12 protein-coding genes are annotated in these 18,245 nt (G+C 46.4%); 5 read left to right on the plus strand and 7 right to left on the minus strand.

The window, feature by feature from the left end; genetic code table 11:
- Positions 1–268 precede the first annotated feature (268 nt).
- From IH879_00265 to IH879_00275, 3 genes are read left to right on the plus strand one after another with little or no spacing between them, the layout of a single operon-like run.
- Positions 269–787 carry an SRPBCC domain-containing protein gene (locus tag IH879_00265; GenBank protein ID MCH7673366.1) on the plus strand — a complete coding sequence of 173 codons (519 nt, stop codon included), beginning with the start codon at positions 269–271 and terminating at the stop codon, positions 785–787.
- A gap of 21 nt (positions 788–808) precedes the next feature.
- Positions 809–1,552, plus strand: coding sequence for a methyltransferase domain-containing protein (locus tag IH879_00270; protein MCH7673367.1), 744 nt, complete (start codon positions 809–811; stop codon positions 1,550–1,552).
- 6 nt (positions 1,553–1,558) lie between these two features.
- Positions 1,559–2,434 (plus strand): alpha/beta hydrolase, encoded by an 876-nt coding sequence (locus tag IH879_00275; protein ID MCH7673368.1) that lies wholly within the window; start codon positions 1,559–1,561, stop codon positions 2,432–2,434.
- Positions 2,435–2,477: 43 nt separating this feature from the next.
- Here IH879_00275 and IH879_00280 read toward each other — a convergent pair whose 3' ends face one another.
- The 4 genes from IH879_00280 to IH879_00295 form a co-directional block, all read right to left on the minus strand.
- Positions 2,478–4,043 carry a M20/M25/M40 family metallo-hydrolase gene (locus IH879_00280; GenBank protein ID MCH7673369.1) on the minus strand — a complete coding sequence of 522 codons (1,566 nt, stop codon included), beginning with the start codon at positions 4,041–4,043 and terminating at the stop codon, positions 2,478–2,480.
- A 369-nt stretch (positions 4,044–4,412) separates the two neighbouring features.
- On the minus strand, positions 4,413–5,432 hold the full coding sequence (locus tag IH879_00285; GenBank protein MCH7673370.1) for an NAD-dependent epimerase/dehydratase family protein: 1,020 nt from the start codon (positions 5,430–5,432) through the stop codon (positions 4,413–4,415).
- Between the two features lie 267 nt (positions 5,433–5,699).
- Positions 5,700–7,142, minus strand: coding sequence for a TolC family protein (locus IH879_00290; GenBank protein ID MCH7673371.1), 1,443 nt, complete (start codon positions 7,140–7,142; stop codon positions 5,700–5,702).
- A gap of 383 nt (positions 7,143–7,525) precedes the next feature.
- On the minus strand, positions 7,526–7,870 hold the full coding sequence (locus IH879_00295) for a nuclear transport factor 2 family protein (protein MCH7673372.1): 345 nt from the start codon (positions 7,868–7,870) through the stop codon (positions 7,526–7,528).
- Positions 7,871–8,034: 164 nt separating this feature from the next.
- Here IH879_00295 and IH879_00300 point away from each other — a divergent pair, with 164 nt between their 5' ends.
- Positions 8,035–9,351 (plus strand): transposase, encoded by a 1,317-nt coding sequence (locus tag IH879_00300; protein ID MCH7673373.1) that lies wholly within the window; start codon positions 8,035–8,037, stop codon positions 9,349–9,351.
- Positions 9,352–9,621: 270 nt separating this feature from the next.
- On the opposite strand, the gene IH879_00305 is transcribed toward IH879_00300, so the two are convergent.
- Positions 9,622–13,986, minus strand: coding sequence for an efflux RND transporter permease subunit (locus tag IH879_00305; GenBank protein MCH7673374.1), 4,365 nt, complete (start codon positions 13,984–13,986; stop codon positions 9,622–9,624).
- A 34-nt stretch (positions 13,987–14,020) separates the two neighbouring features.
- Here IH879_00305 and IH879_00310 point away from each other — a divergent pair, with 34 nt between their 5' ends.
- Positions 14,021–14,188, plus strand: coding sequence for a hypothetical protein (locus tag IH879_00310; protein ID MCH7673375.1), 168 nt, complete (start codon positions 14,021–14,023; stop codon positions 14,186–14,188).
- 32 nt (positions 14,189–14,220) lie between these two features.
- Here the strand turns inward: IH879_00310 and IH879_00315 are convergent, their stop codons facing one another.
- Both IH879_00315 and IH879_00320 read right to left on the minus strand, forming a co-directional pair.
- Positions 14,221–16,038: a metallophosphoesterase gene (locus tag IH879_00315; GenBank protein ID MCH7673376.1), complete on the minus strand. Its 1,818-nt coding sequence runs from the start codon at positions 16,036–16,038 to the stop codon at positions 14,221–14,223.
- Positions 16,039–16,570: 532 nt separating this feature from the next.
- Positions 16,571–18,220 carry an FAD-binding oxidoreductase gene (locus IH879_00320; GenBank protein MCH7673377.1) on the minus strand — a complete coding sequence of 550 codons (1,650 nt, stop codon included), beginning with the start codon at positions 18,218–18,220 and terminating at the stop codon, positions 16,571–16,573.
- Positions 18,221–18,245 lie beyond the last annotated feature (25 nt).

Here is an 18,245-nt window from a genome sequence, read left to right on the forward strand (position 1 = left end):
CAGCTTCATCTGTTACTAATTCAGTTATTCTCCATTGGCAAAAAATAATTTTTCCACCAAAATACACCGCAAATCACTGAGGGTCACCGAACAAATTCTTAAAAATCTTCTTCTTTTAGAATTAGAAAAATTTTGAAAATCAAGCATTCCAGGCCTATTCTCAAGCCATACAGGTTGAATTCGGTGAATCTCGGTACCCTTCGGCGCTGCTCTCGCTGGAATGTCTTTTTTAACGGGTCATCCATATTTTAAGATAGAAAGGAGTGACATGAAAATAGCATTATATATTGGTGCCGGCTTAATTATTATTGTTCATCTTCTTGGACTATTCTCAGCAAGAGAAATATATACCGAAATAGAAATTAATGCTTCAGCGAATAGTGTCTGGGAAGTCTTAACGACGTTTGACGAATATCCGGACTGGAACCCCTTTATTCGAGAAATATCGGGAGAGCTATCAGAAGGTTCGCGATTAAGCGTCTCAATTCAGCCGGTTGGCGGTGATCCGATGGATTTTCAACCAACCTTGATTAAAGCCGATAAGAATCACGAATTAAGATGGATAGGCCGAGTTTTGCTACGTGGGATCTTTGATGGCGAACACTATCTTATAATTGAGAAGATATCAGAAGAAAAGGTAAATCTTATTCATGGAGAAAATTTTAGCGGTGTACTGGTCCCGTTACTCTGGGGCAGCATGGAATCCGGTACGAAGCAGGGATTCAAAGCCATGAATGAAGCTCTAAAGTCTAAGGTTGAGACTCCTAATCAACAGACCGCAAAATAGCCTGGTCAATTTTCAAAGAAGCTGACTTTGAAAAAAGATTTATTTTACACCGATGATCTCGCTTACATCCACGATGTTGGATTTGGCGAGTTTGCACTGAAGTCCGCCCCCGGCTTGCTGAACATTTTGCGCCAACGAAAAATATTCGCAGGTCTGGTCGTTGACCTGGGGTGCGGGAGCGGTTTATGGGCACGGGAGCTGACTCAGGCCGGGTACGATGTTTTGGGAATCGAACAGTCGGCAGCAATGATTGAAATAGCCCGAAAGAAAACACCGAAAGCCAGATTTAAAAAGGACTCTTTTTTAAAAGCGAAGCTGCCCCTCTGTGATGCAGTAACTTCACTGGGTGAATGTTTCAATTATCTTTTTGATAAGAAAAACAGTAAGAAGGAACTGACACTCCTTTTCTGCCGCGTTTATAATGCTTTGCGCCCCGGCGGCCTGTTTATTTTTGACGTTGTCGAGCCGGGACAAATAACCGGTTCTACGCCAAACATGAGACATTCACAAGGGCAGGACTGGGCTATTCTCCTGCAAGTTAATGAAGATCCTAAAATCAACACTTTGACCCGGAAAATGACTATCTTCCGCAAGGCCGGCAAACTTTACAGACGGAGTGAAGAGACGCATCGGTTGCAGCTTTACAAAGGGTCTGAAATAGCCGCAATCCTACGCCGTATTGGATTTCATGTAAGGGTTATTCGCGGCTATGGGAAGCTCCGGTTTAGAAAAGCTCATGTTGGTTTTATAGCCCGCAAGCCTTAAAACACCATGCAAAACTTAGAAGATTGGTACAGTTCAGGTGAACGGATCAACGTTGTGCCCGCACAAAAGGGAGGGAGTGAAGGCTTCAACATTTTTTGCAAGGTCGAGGGCAAAGGCCCGTGGTTGACGTTTCTGCACGGCTTTCCGACCTGCTCATGGGATTGGGCAAAACTTATCCCTGAATTAAGAAATCAGCAAAAATTACTGCTGTTCGACTTCCTCGGCTTCGGAGATTCCGACAAACCGACACGGCACAAGTACTCCATTTTCGAGCAAGCCGATATTACAGAGGTTCTCTGGCAGCATTTCAATGTCGATGAGACCATTTTGGTTGCTCACGATTATGGCGACACAGTGGCTCTCGAGCTTTTAAGCCGTCAGGAGGATGGGCAGCTTTCAACAAAAATCAGTCGAGTCGTTATGCTCAATGGCGGCATCTACGTCGATTATCAACGACCGCTTCTGATTCAAAGGTTGCTATGTAAACCTATACTGGGTTTTTTAATTTCACAAGTTCTCACCCAGAGCACCTTCAAAAAACGCTTTGCATCTATTTTCTCAAAGTCCAATCCGATCTTGGATTCAGAGCTTGAGCAGTACTGGCAGGTCGTCAGCCTGGGAGGCGGAGTAAAAATCACTCACCGAATCATCCGATATCTATCGGAGCGGCGAAAATATAAAACGCGCTGGGAAAACAGTCTGGAGAATTCAAAAACCCCGATTCGGTTCATCTGGGGGTTAGAGGATCCGGTTTCGGGGAGATCAATTTCGGAACAAATCAAGCGACGCCTTCCAGGCGCTGACTTGATGGAAATTGAAGGAGTGGGGCACTATCCGCAGTTGGAAGTACCTGATGTGGTTCGAGAAGCGATAAGCGAATAGCGCATTAATCGCTCTTCGCCGTTTCGCTCTTCGAAAAAAATGCTCAATGTCCCTGGTCGTTCGTCATTGGCGGCTCAGGCTTTGGCAGCGGCTTGCGTGGCAGCTTTGCATCCCGCATGGCGGTGTGATAAACAAACGAGGCCATGATCACCGAAGCCTGCATCAAGTCGCTTTTGAGCGCGTGATCGTAGACATCCATGTTTGTGTGGTGTGTGCGAGTACTGTAGTCGATTTGATCTTGGATGAATTGAAAGCCCGGCAATCCGACCGCGTCAAACGCAAGATGGTCTGTTCCCCCGGTATCCCTGATGGTCAAAGTAGAGGCGCCTAAATCATTAAACGGTTTTAAGAAAGTTTCAAAAACGGGGCGAATGGCATCGTTTCCCTGCAGATAGACGCCCCTGATTTTTCCGGTTCCGTTATCCAAATTAAAGTAGCCCGAGAAATTTTTATGAGCTGACTTTAACTTCATGGTTTTTCGGTCGCCAAAGTGTTTAGCAACATAACCCCGCGAGCCGTGCAGCCCTTGTTCCTCACCGCCCCAAAGTCCAACCCGGATGGTCCGGCGCGGTTTAACACCGATTGCTTTCAAAATACGGACTGCTTCCAGGGCAACCGCACACCCGGATGCATTGTCGGTTGAGCCCGTACCGGAATGCCAGGAGTCAAGGTGACCGCCAAGCATGACAACCTGATCTTTCAGCTTTTTATCGGTGCCGGCAATTTCACCGACAACGTTGTACCCCATTGAATCGTCTTCAAAGAACTCGCTTTTGACATTGATCTCAAGCTTCACCGGAATATCGTGTTCGAGCAGCCTGGCAATTCGTGAGTAGTGTTCTATTGAAACCGTGAGTGCCGGTACGGCACTCTCCTCACCCATTTTATAGGAACCCCCGCTACCAACTCGGATGGTGCCATGCTCTCTTTGGCTGCCATCCAGCACAACGGCTACTTGCTCTTTTTTGAAAAACTTACTAATCTTGTTTCTCAGCGCTCGCCGGTGACGAAACTCCGCCCGTCTCGCCGACCGAGATGGTCTGGCGCCAGGTTCCGGGGCCTCTACTAACTTTGCTAAATCCTCTTCGCTGCGACGTTTAGCATCAGCTTTAAAATGAGTTTCAGCCTCCCGACTCGGCTTCTGCATGACAATCGCACCCTTCAGCGTCCCTTTATATTTTTCAAAATCTTCCTCAGATTTGATGTCAACCAGAACCGGCTGGCCGGAAATCGTGCCGTCGGTTCCGGGTGTCCAGGCTTTCGGGTAAGCGATAAGATTGACATACTGCGGTTCAAGCATTTCGATTGAATATCGTTCGACCGCCCAGCCGCGCCCAAAGCCGCCCCAGGACTCCAATTTGGCGTTGACCAGACCCCACTCAGTCATTTTATCCACGCACCATTGGCTGGCCGCCTGGTAATTCGGGGAGTTGGTCAAGCGCGGTCCGTGAACATCTGTCAGGTAAAACATGGTTTCCATGACTTGCGAGTTCTTGAACCCTTCAGCTTTGATTTTGGAAACCATGGTCCAGTCGATTGGCTCCTGTGCGTTCGCGGTAAAAGTGACAGCGAAGAGAAGCAGTAAACAAATAACAGAGTACTTTTTCATTGTAACCTTCCAGTCTTATATGAGTTTTGTAAACGAAATGAGCGTAAATATAAAAATCAAATGGTTTAGATACAATATATTTTTAAGATTTCTTAAAAATTGGTAGTAGAGGAGAGGGCTGGCAGCCAGCGGCAACCCGAAAATGGATATAGCGGTTACGGAAGTGTCTTTCCTGCCCGCACTGGTTTTTGACGGTTGAGAAGGTTGCTGAGTCGGAAGATTATAAGAAGTGGATTGAGGGTGAGAGATAAAGATCAATTCTGATTCATTTTTTTAACGCAGAAATGAGTTGCCGGCGGTGCATGTTGACCAATGTTGGAAAAGGCAAATAAGTCTGCATGAGAACGAAGCTTCGTCAGAGTCGCACTATTAGCCGGTCTGCTCCAGTGTATTGTTATTTTCTCCCTTTTCTGCAGGTGGGCCAATCAAAAAAGAAATTGTTTTTGACAATCCCTTCCGTAATGGAGTGGGAGACCAGTTTAGTTCCTGCTGGGCTTTCTTACTTTGAGGACGTGCCTTCCATTGCATAAAATGCAATTGTCCTTTGGGGATCAAGGGCGGTTTGTTAATAATTCCAGCCAACCATTCTCCCAAATTGGAAATCATTTTTACGACAGGTAGAGGCATCACGGGAGGCACTTTTTTGTTGATACCCAGTTCTTCCAGAATAATTTGAGTCAGTTGAGGTAAGTCATAGTAAGATTCACACAAAATATACCGACTTCCTACTTCTGCTTTTTGTTCAGCAAGTACATGTCCTTCTCCAACGTCGGGAGCATAAACCACGGGATAACCTCCAGGCAAAAGGACAGGAACTTCCCGCTTATATAATTTTAAAATGAAGTCATTTGTTCCAGGAGAATCCGTAGGGCCAGGTCCGTAAAGTCCAGAGGGATGTAGAAAGAGGGCGGGCAATCCTTTTTCTAAAGCAGCGACAACTCGTTGATCCGCAAGCTGTTTGGAACGCGCATAATAGGTTCCCTTCGGTTGAGAATCAATAATGCTTTCATCATATTCCTGACCTGTCCCTGCGGCAAACACATCAATGGTGCTTGTATAGATGAATCGTTTTATCTTCTGCTCCAAAGCAACATCGATCATGTTTTGAGTTCCTTCGACATTCACACGTTGGAAAATATCAGGATCTTTCATCCATTGTTCGGGAAAACCCGCAACATGATAAACAATAGAACAACCTTTCATGGCTTTTACTAAGGAATCTTTATCGGTGATGTCCCCTTGGACCAACCTACATTCTTCCGGTAAAAGTCTTTTCCCTTTCTCAGTGGAACGAACCAAAGCTTTCACTCTTCGATTTCGCTTCAAAAGGGCATCAACAACATTATAGCCCACAAGGCCTGTAGCGCCGGTCACTAATGTTGTCTCCATAATTTACCCTACTCTTTTGATAAATTGCCTGACCAAGCTACTTTATGGATGATTTGAAAATAACGGATTGCAGTTCAGCCGTAGCGGAGTCGTCAGCAATGAAGCTGCAGGACAAAAATAACCTTGCCAATTCAGTTTATGCATAACGCGCAGGTCTCGCACACTGCTCCTGTAAATGTTGTGCCAGAATTCAAGCATTTTCGGCTCTCGTTCGAGCGACTGCTCTCGTCAGTCCATTATCAGGTAGCGTGGCAGATACCGGCCATTCTACTCTTGAGAATTAGAAGGCAGAAGTTCATCCAGAAGCGCCCGATACGCCACGATCAACCTATGGTAAGTCAGGGCATTTTGTGCATAAGTCAACTTCGCGTTCTGCTCATTGTCCTGGCTCTGAATCACAAAAGTCAGTTCGCCCCGTCCCTGGTTGTATAGCTTTAGTTCCTCCTCTGTCCTCTCTTTTGCGGATTGAATCTGTTCCTGGTTGAGTGTTAAAACTCGCTCCAATTCTGTGATTTGGATGTAAATGTTGGTCACAGCAGACTCGAGGTCCAGAGAAATTTCATGCAACTGTTCCTGAATTTGTTTTAGTTGGAGATCCGTTTTTGCAACCTGAGATTTTGCCGTACGATTCTGTAGAGGAACCCGAAATTGCAACCCGACCACCCAATCGGGTTTGTCTAATACAAATGATTTCCCCAGTGCGGTATCAATGCTTTTTGTGTTAAACTGTGCCACCAATGACAGATCGGGCTTCAGAGTCTCTTCGAAGCCCTTCCGACTATAGCCAATTTGCTGCACCCGGAAATCGATGGCTTTGATGAGCCGGGAGTTTTCCTTTACTTGTCCAGTCGCTGTCTCAAGAGACGGAAGTTCGATAACACCATAGAGATCAAACTCTGGCTCTGCGGTGTTGAGCTCGCTGGACTGCGACAATACGGCCAACTCGGCCCGTACGGCCTTCAGTTGAGACTCAACCAAAACCAGGTTCTGTTTCGAAATGCGGACAGCATCCTCTGCTCGAATGACATCTACTTGATCGACAAGGTTTGCCGCCCTCTTTCTTTCCGTCCTGGCTAGCTCTTCCTCACTGAGTTTCGAGCGCTCGGTTACTATCTTTATTTGCTCCATGAAAAAAACCCAGTCGAGAAATTTTCCAGCCAAAGTAGCCAAGAAATCTTCCTGATTTTCAAGAGCTACGACTTCTGAAAAATCTATGTCGAATTGCTTCAGCTCAAATTGGAATTTGTCCAAAAAGCCGTTCCTGTTTTTCAGCAACGGGTGGCTATAGGTCAGTGCGAATTGATTTTGATAAAACGCGTCCGGAACTTCAAAAACAGGACGGATATCCAAATACGCGCGACCCGAGGTGAATGAGACCGTCAATCGGCCACCTGTTTTCCAGAATAGTCTTTCAACCCCACCATTTATCGTCACAGCATCGGTTCTTTCGGGTCCTGCAAAGGCGATGGCAGGAGTTTCTCGCGAAAGATTCACTGAGGAAAACACGTTCCAGTCCTGCGTTCCTAAATTACTATTCTGCTCTTCTCGTTCGATTTGGGCGGTTAGTTTTTCCTTCTCAAAAATGGGATGCTTTTGCTGCAATTGATCAAGGAATGTTTCTAAGGTGATCGTCTGCGCGCCTGCTCTAGAGGCAAGGCTGATGCCCCATAGGGCCGGCAATAATAATATCAATCTCTTAAGTATCATCATACATCCTCCTATATAGTAAGAGCACGGAGAGTGAAGAGCGGCACGATTGCTTGCCCGCTCTACTCTATACGCTTTACGCCCTTTCCGGTTAACCTCCAAACACGAAACCCGCCCTAAAGAATATTCGACTATCTATCACAAGTTATACCCACAGGAAAATTTCCTTACCCGCTTTTCACCCATCTAAGTACATTGAAACTCTCATGCCACAATATAGGTTATCGTGCATTAACACACAGGGTTCAGCCTGCCCAAAGTCGACCTGCGCTTCTTCGCCTGGAGCGGTGTGAATGCGCGCACTATCCCAACGGCTAGTGAAACCGGCCCCGCTCCGTGCGGACCCGCATGTGGGGAGGCGGGGAAAGAACCGCCGCCAGCTTTTTTTAATAAAAGGAGTCACCGCAAGCGTAACCTTCGACGATCTTGCCGTCCGCAATGCGATCGATGTGCACTGCTGTGATAATCTTTCGACTATCCTGGTTTATGCAAGTGACCTGGTAATGTATAACCACTTTGTCTCCTTCCGCAATCATATCCAACTGGCTGAATTCTAGTTGGCTAAAAGCGGCGCGAAAATCTTTCATGACTTTTCTTAATCCGTCGCGATTCTTCCAGGCGTTGGCTGTAGTAAAGCCATCCGCCACGTATTCATCCAAACGTTCCACATCACCCGTGATCATTTCTTCAAAAAAACGCCGCACCAGAGATTTGTTCTGCTCTATCGACATTGCTACCTCCTTTCGTATGTCCAGCATAGACTTCTGTATGGGTTAATAACCTATTGTAAATAAAAGGCTTGAATTAGTAATTATTCCTTGCATTTCCTCCAAGATATCACTATATTTAACTTGTTTATTATCAAAGGATTACTATTCGAAATCGGAGGCATATTTTGGACAATTTTCAAACTTCACTTTTCTATAGCTTACAAACCTTCATCGAATCTTCACCGCTTTACAGAAAGTATTTTTATCTGTTTCAGGCGTTGGATTTATCTGACCTGCCAGACAGAAATTGGGGTGTCGGCTGCACCGGCTATTCTCGCAGAGCTATGCTGAGAGCACTCATCGTAAAGACTCTTGAAGGTATTGTCTCGATTCCTCGTCTGGTTGAATATCTCCAGAATCATCCGGTCATCGCTGAAATGTGCGGCTTCAACATGATGAAAAAACTGCCGGATGAAAGCCAATTTTATCGCTTCTTGAAGCACATCAATAATTCTGTATTAGAGAAAATTCATCATAAGATTAACAAAACCCTCATCGAGCAGGGTGTCATCTCCATGGATACCTTTATTCTCGATTCTAAGCCCATTATGGCTGCCAGCAAAGACAATAACTTCAAAAATCCGAACCGAAACACCACAAATAAAAAAAAGCCTAAAAGAAATCCCACCGCTACTCTGAGTTATTATTCATATCAAGAAATCAGTGGCAAAAAACACTTCATCTTCTTTTGGGGATACCGAACCCATGTCATTGTCTCAAAAGAAGGTATCCCACTCATTGAACTGACCTTGCCCAACAACCAGACCGATGCCAAAGTCGCCAAAAAGCTCATCAACAAACTCAAAAAAGTTTACGGCTTCAAGAAAAAATCTATCTTCATAGCTGATGCCGCTTATGATGAAAAGGATATGTACAATTTCATTGTCGAGCAACTCAAATGTCAAGCCTTTATCCCTATCAATCCCAGAAACACACAACCCGAAAAAACCTTCGGCACAAAAGGACTGCCTTTATGTGAGGCCAACTTAGAAATGAAATCCAATGGCAGATTCAGGGAAGCCAAAAGAGAACGCATCAAGTTTAGATGCCCGTTAAAAACCGATAAAAAATTTGCACAAAAGTATCCGCAGGGCTGTCCGGTTAACCACCCGCGTTTCTTTGAAGGAAAACAATACGGTTGTACCAAATATTTGGACATTACCAATGATGCCAGAGCAAAAATCCCCAGAGACAGCGCCTTCTTTAAAGAAACCTATAAATTACGCACCGAAGTCGAACGATACTTCTCCAGACTGGGCAATCGCGAAATTGAACAAACTACCTATTACAAAAGCAAAGCCATCAAAAACCAGATGACCCTTGCACATATGTCTCTATCACTAGTGGCTTATGCAGCGGCCATCCTCATGGAAAATCCCCATAAAATCAGATGCTTCAGGACTTTTGCACAGCAGCCGCTCGCTTTTAAAAAAGCTGCATAGACCTCATAATTATCAAAGAACATCTACTAACTTTACTCCGGGTGGAGGACTCACCCTTGACTAATCTAAGCTGATTATCTCCTGAAAATCCCAATCCTTACCCACACTGTTGTTACTCTCTATTCGCTATCTCAACCAGTTATTCGCATCTCTCAATCTAATGCTTCTCTCCCCCTATTTTGCAGAAGTCTAATGTCCAGCAATATGTGATTCTAATATTTACATACAAATTGAGCTACTCTCAACCTTAATGTCAACAGATTTTAATGTTCAAAACAGGAATTTCTTCTTCTTGGCCGCTTGCTTCTGTGCCCCATATTTTTCGAGCACAAATTCTTGAAATAAGCTTGAGAAAATCAGCGACTGTTCATCTTGCACTTTTATGTACCCTGCCTTGACTAACCTGCTTAATATATACTCTTGCGACTTATGAAGTCTCTTGCCGTGGGACAGGCACAAGAAGACTTCGCGCTGATCCTCGTCGCAAATATCCCAAATCTGCTGGAAGTGTACTTTGGCTTCGTCCAGGAACTCCTCGCGCACTTTATCAAGAATGGCCTCATCGATATTCTCACCGGAGGAGACGTATTCGAAAAGGATTGCGCAGGCGATTTGAATAAAAAATGGATAGTATCCGGCAACATCGATAATAAAAGGAGCATAAGGTTTGAGAGGGCCACCGCAAGCGCTGGAAGGCGTACTAATCAACTCTATCGCCTCGTTTTCACGGAGCTGCGACAAAGTGATATTGGAAAATATATTAAAAAAAGGCGAGTAAGAAATTTCACTGCTGTGGCAGAGATCCTGAAGATTTTTCCCTGACGAGACAATATAGGCGATGTTGAAATTGTTGGCGATCGATCTGAAAAAGGAGAAGAATTCCATGTCGAAATTTGGATTTTTGGTCACAACCTCAAATTCATCAAATATCATGATGATCTTTAAACCATTTTGATCCAGGGCGGAAACGAGTTTCTTGAAATCCTGGTAGTCCGGTTGCAAATTGGAATCCAAATCCAAATCCTTTTTGCATTCGCGCAATAATGACTTAATGATAAATTCGAGAAATTGCGGGATATCGATTTGTTGTTTTTCCTGAAAATCTATAAAGATGAATAAGTAGTCGTTGACATGTCGCAGGTATTTCGTGCGGTTCTCCGGATGATAAATGTAATGGAGGAGAGATGATTTTCCAATTCGACGTTCTCCAACGATAGAAATCGACTGCGGCCGTGATGCTCCGATGCGCGCACAAATCTTCTTGACTTCGCTCTTGCGGCCGTAGAAGTCATCAATATTCCGAATCATGACGCGATTCAAATAGGGATTCTTGAGCTCTATCGTAGGCGATTCTTCCAGGGCTCGTTCTGACACGCCTGGCTGAGACGTATCGGGAGTGTCCTGCGCAACCAGCTCTGTCTTACGTTCTGGAAAATCAAGCGCAGCTAAATCGGCGACTTCGTTTGAATCGATTTCTTCTTTGCCCTGCCTTTCATCCCTAATCAAAGAGGATTCCGGGAAAGCCTTAATCTGCTGATAACGGCCCGGCATCAGTCTGGCCTTGACACTTTTAAGCAAGCTGTCAAGATCGTATCCTACCACATACAAACAAGGCACGAGAACCAGAGTAAGTGGCGTTGAAAAAAGCAGGCCGTAACCCAACGCTAGCGCCATGGGAGACATGTAAGCATCCTGGCCTCCTAGCCCGTACACCAGGGGGACAAGGCCGGCAACTGTCGTGAGTGTTGTCATGATGATAGCGCGCAACCGGTCTGCGGTCCCTTCTGCCACGATCTTCCTGATTCCCTCGTTAGGTTTGTCCTTACGGAGTTGATTTACATGACTAACCAGCACGAGCGAATCGTTGACTACAACACCTACAAGGCCGACCGCACCCAATATGCCGAGAAAACTGAACGGTTCACCATGCAGGACAAATGCCCAAATAACCCCGATAATGCCAAATGGCACCGCCACGAGAACCATGAACGGCATGGTCATGGAGTTGAAGAGAAGAACCAGCAAGAAATAGATGCCGATGATTGCAATCCCGAATGTGAGCAAAAGGCCCGCAAGCGATTCCTGCTGTTCCTGCGCCTTGCCGCCGATGACTAGCTGCAGGCCCGGGTATTCCTTGTCCAAATTGAAATGAGCCAGGACTTGTTGAGCAGCCGCGAGAGCGGTGGTTTCCTGTTGAAAAAGGTCCGCTGAAACAGTTATTGAACGTTCACCTTCATAATGCCGAAACTCTGCCGGGCCGGGCACGATATTAAGGCGGGTTACGTCCTTCAACGGAATCAGTCGTCCCTGGCGATTCGGGACGGTAAGTCTCCTTAAATATGACAAACTCTTCCGCGCCTTTTCCTGCAGAACGACCCGAAAATTAACGTCTTCTTCGCCGTAGCGAATACTTGTGACAACCTCTCCGTCATAGGCAATACGCACGGTTTGCGCAATGTCAGCGGCCGTTAAACCCAGCCGGGCCAGTTTGTCGTAGTTGGGTTTAATATCCACCTGCTTCTTGCCTACCTTATCATCGCGCTGGACATCCTTGACGCCTGGTATGGTCTGAAGAAACGCGTAAACGGAATCCGCCAAGGTTTTTCGCAAAGCATCGTCCGAGCCAACGATGCGTACTACAACAGGCTTGCCAACGCGGGGTCCGCCCACCTCTATGCGGAAGGAGGTCGTGCGAAAAACATCCAGGTCGTCGATCTGGCGCCGCAGACCCTCTACGATCTCATCCGCTGTCCTCTCCCGCTCGGAGAAGGGGGTGAGGTTAACGTAAATAAATGCGTAGTTTTCGCTTACAATATCTACCGAATCGCCATAGCGACCGAGACGCGTTACGAATGAAGCCAGATCGACTTTAGGTAAATCGGACAGCATCTCTTCAACTTTTTTCGTCTGGTCAGAAGTAGCTTGTAAGGATGTGCCGGTCGGCAACTCCAAAGTAATAAAAAATTGCTCCGCACCTTTGGTTGGGAAAAGAACAAAATGCATCACATTTTTAGCATACCATAGTGAGCCGGCGAGGAGCACAATGGCGAGTAAAACGAGAAGGTATCGCCATCGCAGCAAATGAAACGAGATGCGCTCGAACGAATTCCGCACCGGGTCAAACCAGCTCCGGCCGGTTGAACGCCCTGATTTGGCTTTGAGTTTTTGCATTCCTGGAACCAAATGAGCCGGCAGCGCAATCACTATTTCTCCGAGCGAGATGAGTAACGCCAGACTAACCGTCAAGGGAATGACGTAGATGAATTTTCCCATCAACCCCGGCATAAAAAACATGGGCGCAAAAGCCAGGAAAGTGGTCAGAATCGTCGTTAGCACCGGGCGAAAAACTTCATTAATTCCATTAACAGCTGCGTCCAGAGGAGAGTCCCCCAGCTCCCAGCGACGATAAATATTCTCAGATATGATAATGCCATCGTCCACGATAATACCAAGGACAAGAATCATGGCGCTCAAGGTTATCCCATCCAGATAGGTGCCGAAAACGGGCAGCAGAAAGATGACGCCGAGCATAGCTACCGGGATGCCAAGCGCCACCCAAAAAGCAGTGCGAAGGTCTAGGAAAAACGCCAGCATCAGCACAACTAAGAGCAGACCGATAATGCCGTTTGAAAGCACAATATCGAACTTGCTGCGCACATATTTTGACACATCGCTGGAGTATAAGATTTCGACCTCATCGAGCAGATTTTTTCTTTCGACCTCAATAAGATCTTTGATGGCGTCAACGGTTCGGATAACGTCGGCCCCCTCACTCTTAAGCACCACAAATGAAATGACAGCTTTTCTGTCCATCCGTGACATAATTCTCTCTTCTTCAAAGTCGTCCTTGATAATGGCCAGATCTTTGACTTTTACGTTTGGGCCTTCAAATGTGCTGCGAACGATGACATTTCCCACTTCCAGTGGGTTGCTGAATTCGCTCAGCATGACGATATTTTTTTCATCGGTGTACGATTCTATCGAGCCGCCGCGAGCGCTCATCGTTCGTGCCCGGATGGCCATAATGATTTCGCGCAATGGCAGCTGATAGCGATTCATCAAAGCAGGAGAAACTTCAATTTTGATTTCGCGAGCGCGATAACCATATCGCTTTACCCGCGCCACACCCTTGATGTTTTTCAGTTTTTTCTCAAAAAGACGCGCGTGCTCGCGGAGTGCTGGATAAGGAAGGTTGCCGGAGAGTCCGACCTCAATGATGGGAAAAATGGAAGTCTTTAGCTCGGTGATCAACGGTGCTTCGGTTACTTCCGGGGGCAAGTCTGACACGCGGGCAACCGCCTCTCGGATCTCATCTACAACCTCATTCAGATCCTGCACATTGGGCTCGATAGTGACTTCCATGAATGAGCTATTCTCCATCGAGATCGATGTCACTTCCTTGACATCGGTGACACTCTTTAACTCTTCCTCAATCTTGTTGGTAACGTTGAGCTCCACTTCCTCAGCTGAGGCCCCGGGATAATAGGTGGTAATAAACAGTCGGCCGAAATCGACGGCGGGGTATTGATCACGGTTAATGAACGTTAAGGTTGCCAGTCCAAAGATGATGACGCCGCCGGTAAAAAGATTCGCCACAATATGTCGTTCAATGAAGAATCTAAAGAGGGATTCCATCTATTCGTGTTCTCCTATCCAGAAAACCGTGATCGTGCAACTGAAGGTTGGTCTGGGTGCAGGTAAAGGAGGATTCGCTCACTCCTTTGATTTCGAAGACTCAACTGTTGGTCACGTTGCAATTCTTGAATCCGTGGCCCGACTCAGTAGTCAGCCGGAAGGGTCTGGTACCAGCATTTTCGAGATGCGGGCAGACCTTTAGGAAAAATCAGAGGCATAGTAGCCAGAATTATCTCAAGTAGCTGTTTTTTTGATCACCACAGGATCTTCGATGAAATGAGTCTGGACATCCATTACGGGTTCAAACCAGGACTCCCCGGCCTCAGCTTCCTTGACGAAACGCCATTTTTTACAGACCTTTCTTACGCCTACCGGGTAAACGGTTAGATCCCCTTTCTTGTTAAAATGCAATCGCAGGAAATTTTTATAATCTGCGATGCTGAGTGAGGAAAACCCTGTATCACTATGAAAACGCAAGAGGAGGTTTGCAACCAACAGGTAGATTCCCATGACGAAGCCACCAAGCAACCCGCCGACAACAAACATTTCCGCGCCGAAGAGGAGCACGTGTGCCGGGTTACCGATCGTCATCTGCCAGATCGTAAGATTGAGATAAGCAAACAGCCAAATCAGTCCCATATTCAGCGCCACATGGGTTAAGCCATGTAGACAACCGAAACTGAATTTCAAAAAAGCTCTTTTTGCATCACAAAAAGCTACCATGCCAAAAACCAGCACCAGGAGCAATACCATGTTCAAGGGGCTAACAATGAGCACTGAATAAAAGGTGCGGATGACTTCTCCAATCTCCCCTGGTCTGGGAGTAAGCTGCATCAATTTCTGCATGAGTGACACCTCATAAATGCTACTACTGCTCTGGAATATCCATGCAGACAACAAGTAGTAACTACCGAGGAATCGTGATAAACGCCAGTTTTTGAAAGAGAACAGCAGGTTTCGGAAGGCTAACCAGCGCGAGGTTGCAGGGCTGGGGAAAATGGCGCGGCGTGAGTATTTCACTTTGAATTCGCCTTCATCTAGTTCCAGAGCATCAGGAATGCGATGGGGCGGGTGTAAAAAAGCGCCACCGCCACCGGCGATGATTTTCTGTCGTGTGCCACTTTCGTCCTGATGGCGGCAGTAGAGATGCTGATCGCCAGTCAGGTTCAGGCCAAGGATACCGCCGTGCTTGCGAATCACATTTCGTTCAAAGTAGGCTATGTTATGGTACGCGTCGGGACTCTTGGTGACGGTATAAATCCAACTTGGCTCCGCGGTACACAAAATAATTCGATCATTCCGTTTCATCTGTTTCTTTGCGATGTCTACGAAGTAGTTGAGCTGGGGCTTGTCAATGTACGCGTCGAGCTGCGTATCGACACCCCACAGCCACCAATTGTGCGGGAGTTTGATGGCAAAGTAACTACGAGATTGCTGAGTCTGCCAACCGCCGATCCAGCGTTTTTGACAGAAGAGACGTGTAAAACTGGTCAAACCGTCGTACCAATCATGGTTGCCGGGAATGGCATACAGGTGCGGTGCTTGTTCGTATATGACCCAGGGCAGAGCAGATTGATAAGGACCCACAGTGCGATCGCTGTAAGCCTCGCGCCCCGGTGTGGGATAGACTTCATCTCCACCCATGATCAGAAAGCGCCCCCTTTGCGTTTCAACTTGTTTGCCGTTGTGGTTGAAGACGAGCCGGGCCTTGGACAGCAGTTTTGCAATCGTATAGGTCGAGTTCCAGCCGTCGCCAATATCCGCAACATAGTCAAACCAAAGTTCTTTTTCTGTACTGTAATCGTGCAGATCGGGTCGGTCCAAAGATCCCTGGATTTCACGCTTATCGGCGTACGCACCAAAGATAATCGAGAGCAGAGCCCGAATGGCTGTAATAATCAATTGCATCGGGTCAAACCAGCCAACCATCGGTTTGCGCGCAAAACCCAGATCCTTCTTTTTTTGCGATTTTGGTCGTTGGCCACCCACAAACGGGCTGGGACCGACAGACGCAAAGGCTCTCTTCAATTCTGATCGGAGCGGTCGCTCCATAACATCGCCTCTTAGGTTAATTAATTATGGGCTTAAACCACTACCATTGCGATGGCTCTCTCAAAAAGGATGTCCCGTTCAGGAATTATTTAAATTACGTACCTCCCTAACGCGGACAAACCGCAAATCTCAAAAAACAAACTACAAATAAAACTCAAATACCAAATTCCAATAAAACCATAACTTTCAGTGATTTTGTTTGAAAATTTGAAAATTGGATTTTGGAAATTACTTGTTATTTGTGATTTCAAATTCTGCCAAAAAATGGCAGAAAATTACTTGTCAGTTACTAAAAGGTACCCTTGAGATCGATCAAGAGGTATGTAATGAGTAGATTGAAAAAGTTATCACATACGCTTTACAAATGCAAGTTTTATATGGCATTTTGTCCGAAATATATCGTTCTCGGAAACTTCAAAGGTGATTATCACTGAATATGCGCGTCAGCTATTGTGTTGCTCGTAGTTAGTATCCCACAGCCTTGACCAGGAGGTCAATCATGGAATCCAACAATATGAGTGCTCATGTCTTCCTATTTATGCGGTAGTCCGATCCCATATCTTCCTGGCGAGATAACGTGATGCGGATCGAGGGCCTGCTTGATTTTGTTTGCCAGCTTTTGAAATTCCGGCGTGCAGTTTAATATTTCGTCATAGTAAGCTACGGTGGTCCGGTATTGCTGATAACCTTGCTCAAGAAGAACTGTGGCCAGCTCCTTGCGTAGAGCTTGCGCTCGTTTCGCTTCATCTGCGTTGGTTTTGTCGTAGAAGATAGCTTGCAACGTTAATGCGCAACGCGGGTTAATCATGACAAATGTACAGGCAAAATCGAATCCATGTTTGTGAAAGATCTCAGTGCACAACTCCTTCAATTTATCTATTTCACTTCCAGTCAATGGCACGATGCAGGAAAACCAGACGAACCCCGTACCATCGCGCGCCGGGTCTAAATTCTCCGTGGGGGCAGGTGTCTGGGATTTGAAGTAAGCAATTCTCAAAACATATTCTCCCGGGATACCTTTGAAAATGGGATAAACTTGCGGAAGTCCCTCAATTTTTTCGAGGGAAGCACTGGTCACTGACCTGAGAATGGAGTTGATCATCGGGAAATCCTTATACCTTCTCCAGAAACGGGTTATTTTCCCGACAATCTTCAGCTTGGCATCATCCAAAAGATCGAACCGGCCGTACGGCTTCAGATGCTGTTTGAGAAGCTTAAGCTGTAACCGAACTTGCTTGCGGGTTCCATAGATGCCACCTGAGAGTAACCATGGCGATATGAGGTACTTCTCCCTGACCGAGGCCATTTCTTTTGCAGAGAGGTAGGTTTGCCCATCTGCCAACCGGTCGTAGGGATAGGGCTGCATGGCGGACAGAAAAAGTACATCATTTGTGAGGTGAACATTGCTTAGAAGGATTCGATTTAAGGACAAGCGGCGCAGTGTGTCTATCACTGCCGGCAGATATTCCTCTTTTTCCAAATCAAGCAAAAACATGACGAACTTTTCGGGCTCGGGCATTAGCCAAATCCCGGCTTTGGTTACAATACCAAAGTTGGCCTGGGCGAACAGGCCCTCAATATACGGCCCGGTGCCCCATTTGTACACATTCGCAGTTCGCGAGTTTTCGGGTCCCCCTCCCGTGCGCAAAATCTCGCCTGACGGAAGAACGACTTCCATGCCGCACAGTTGACCAAAGTGATCCCAGTAAGGTGTATAACCAACGCCACGTTCCATGGCATTGCCAACGACACTTCCTTCGGGAGTTGCATCTGTGCAGTCGGTCCAGAGTTTGATATTGTTATGATCCAGATGCTCCCGGAGTTTCTTCTGGGTAACTCCAGGCTCGATTACGGCATAGGCCAATTCCTCGTTCACCTCGACGACACGATTCATGCGATCCAGCATCAAGATCACAGCCCCGGCCTCGAGCCCCATACTTGCACCATAACTCCAGTTCTTGCCTTTGCTGAATGGCCATATTGGGAATTTGTATCGGTTGGCCAGTTTCACAATCTGTGCAACTTCTTCGGTAGTGGCCGGGAAAACTACCGCCGCCGGTATTTTTAACCATTCGCTTGTATCTGTAGAATACTTCTTGACATCTTCCGCGTCCGTAAGAACATGGCTGGTGCCGACAATTTGTCTGATCCCTTCTAAAGCTTTCTCTTCAACTCTCGCCATTTAGCTTCTCCAAAGTGAATATCCG

The sequence above is a fragment of the candidate division KSB1 bacterium genome (assembly GCA_022562085.1).
Classification (GTDB): Bacteria; Zhuqueibacterota; Zhuqueibacteria; order Oceanimicrobiales; family Oceanimicrobiaceae; genus Oceanimicrobium.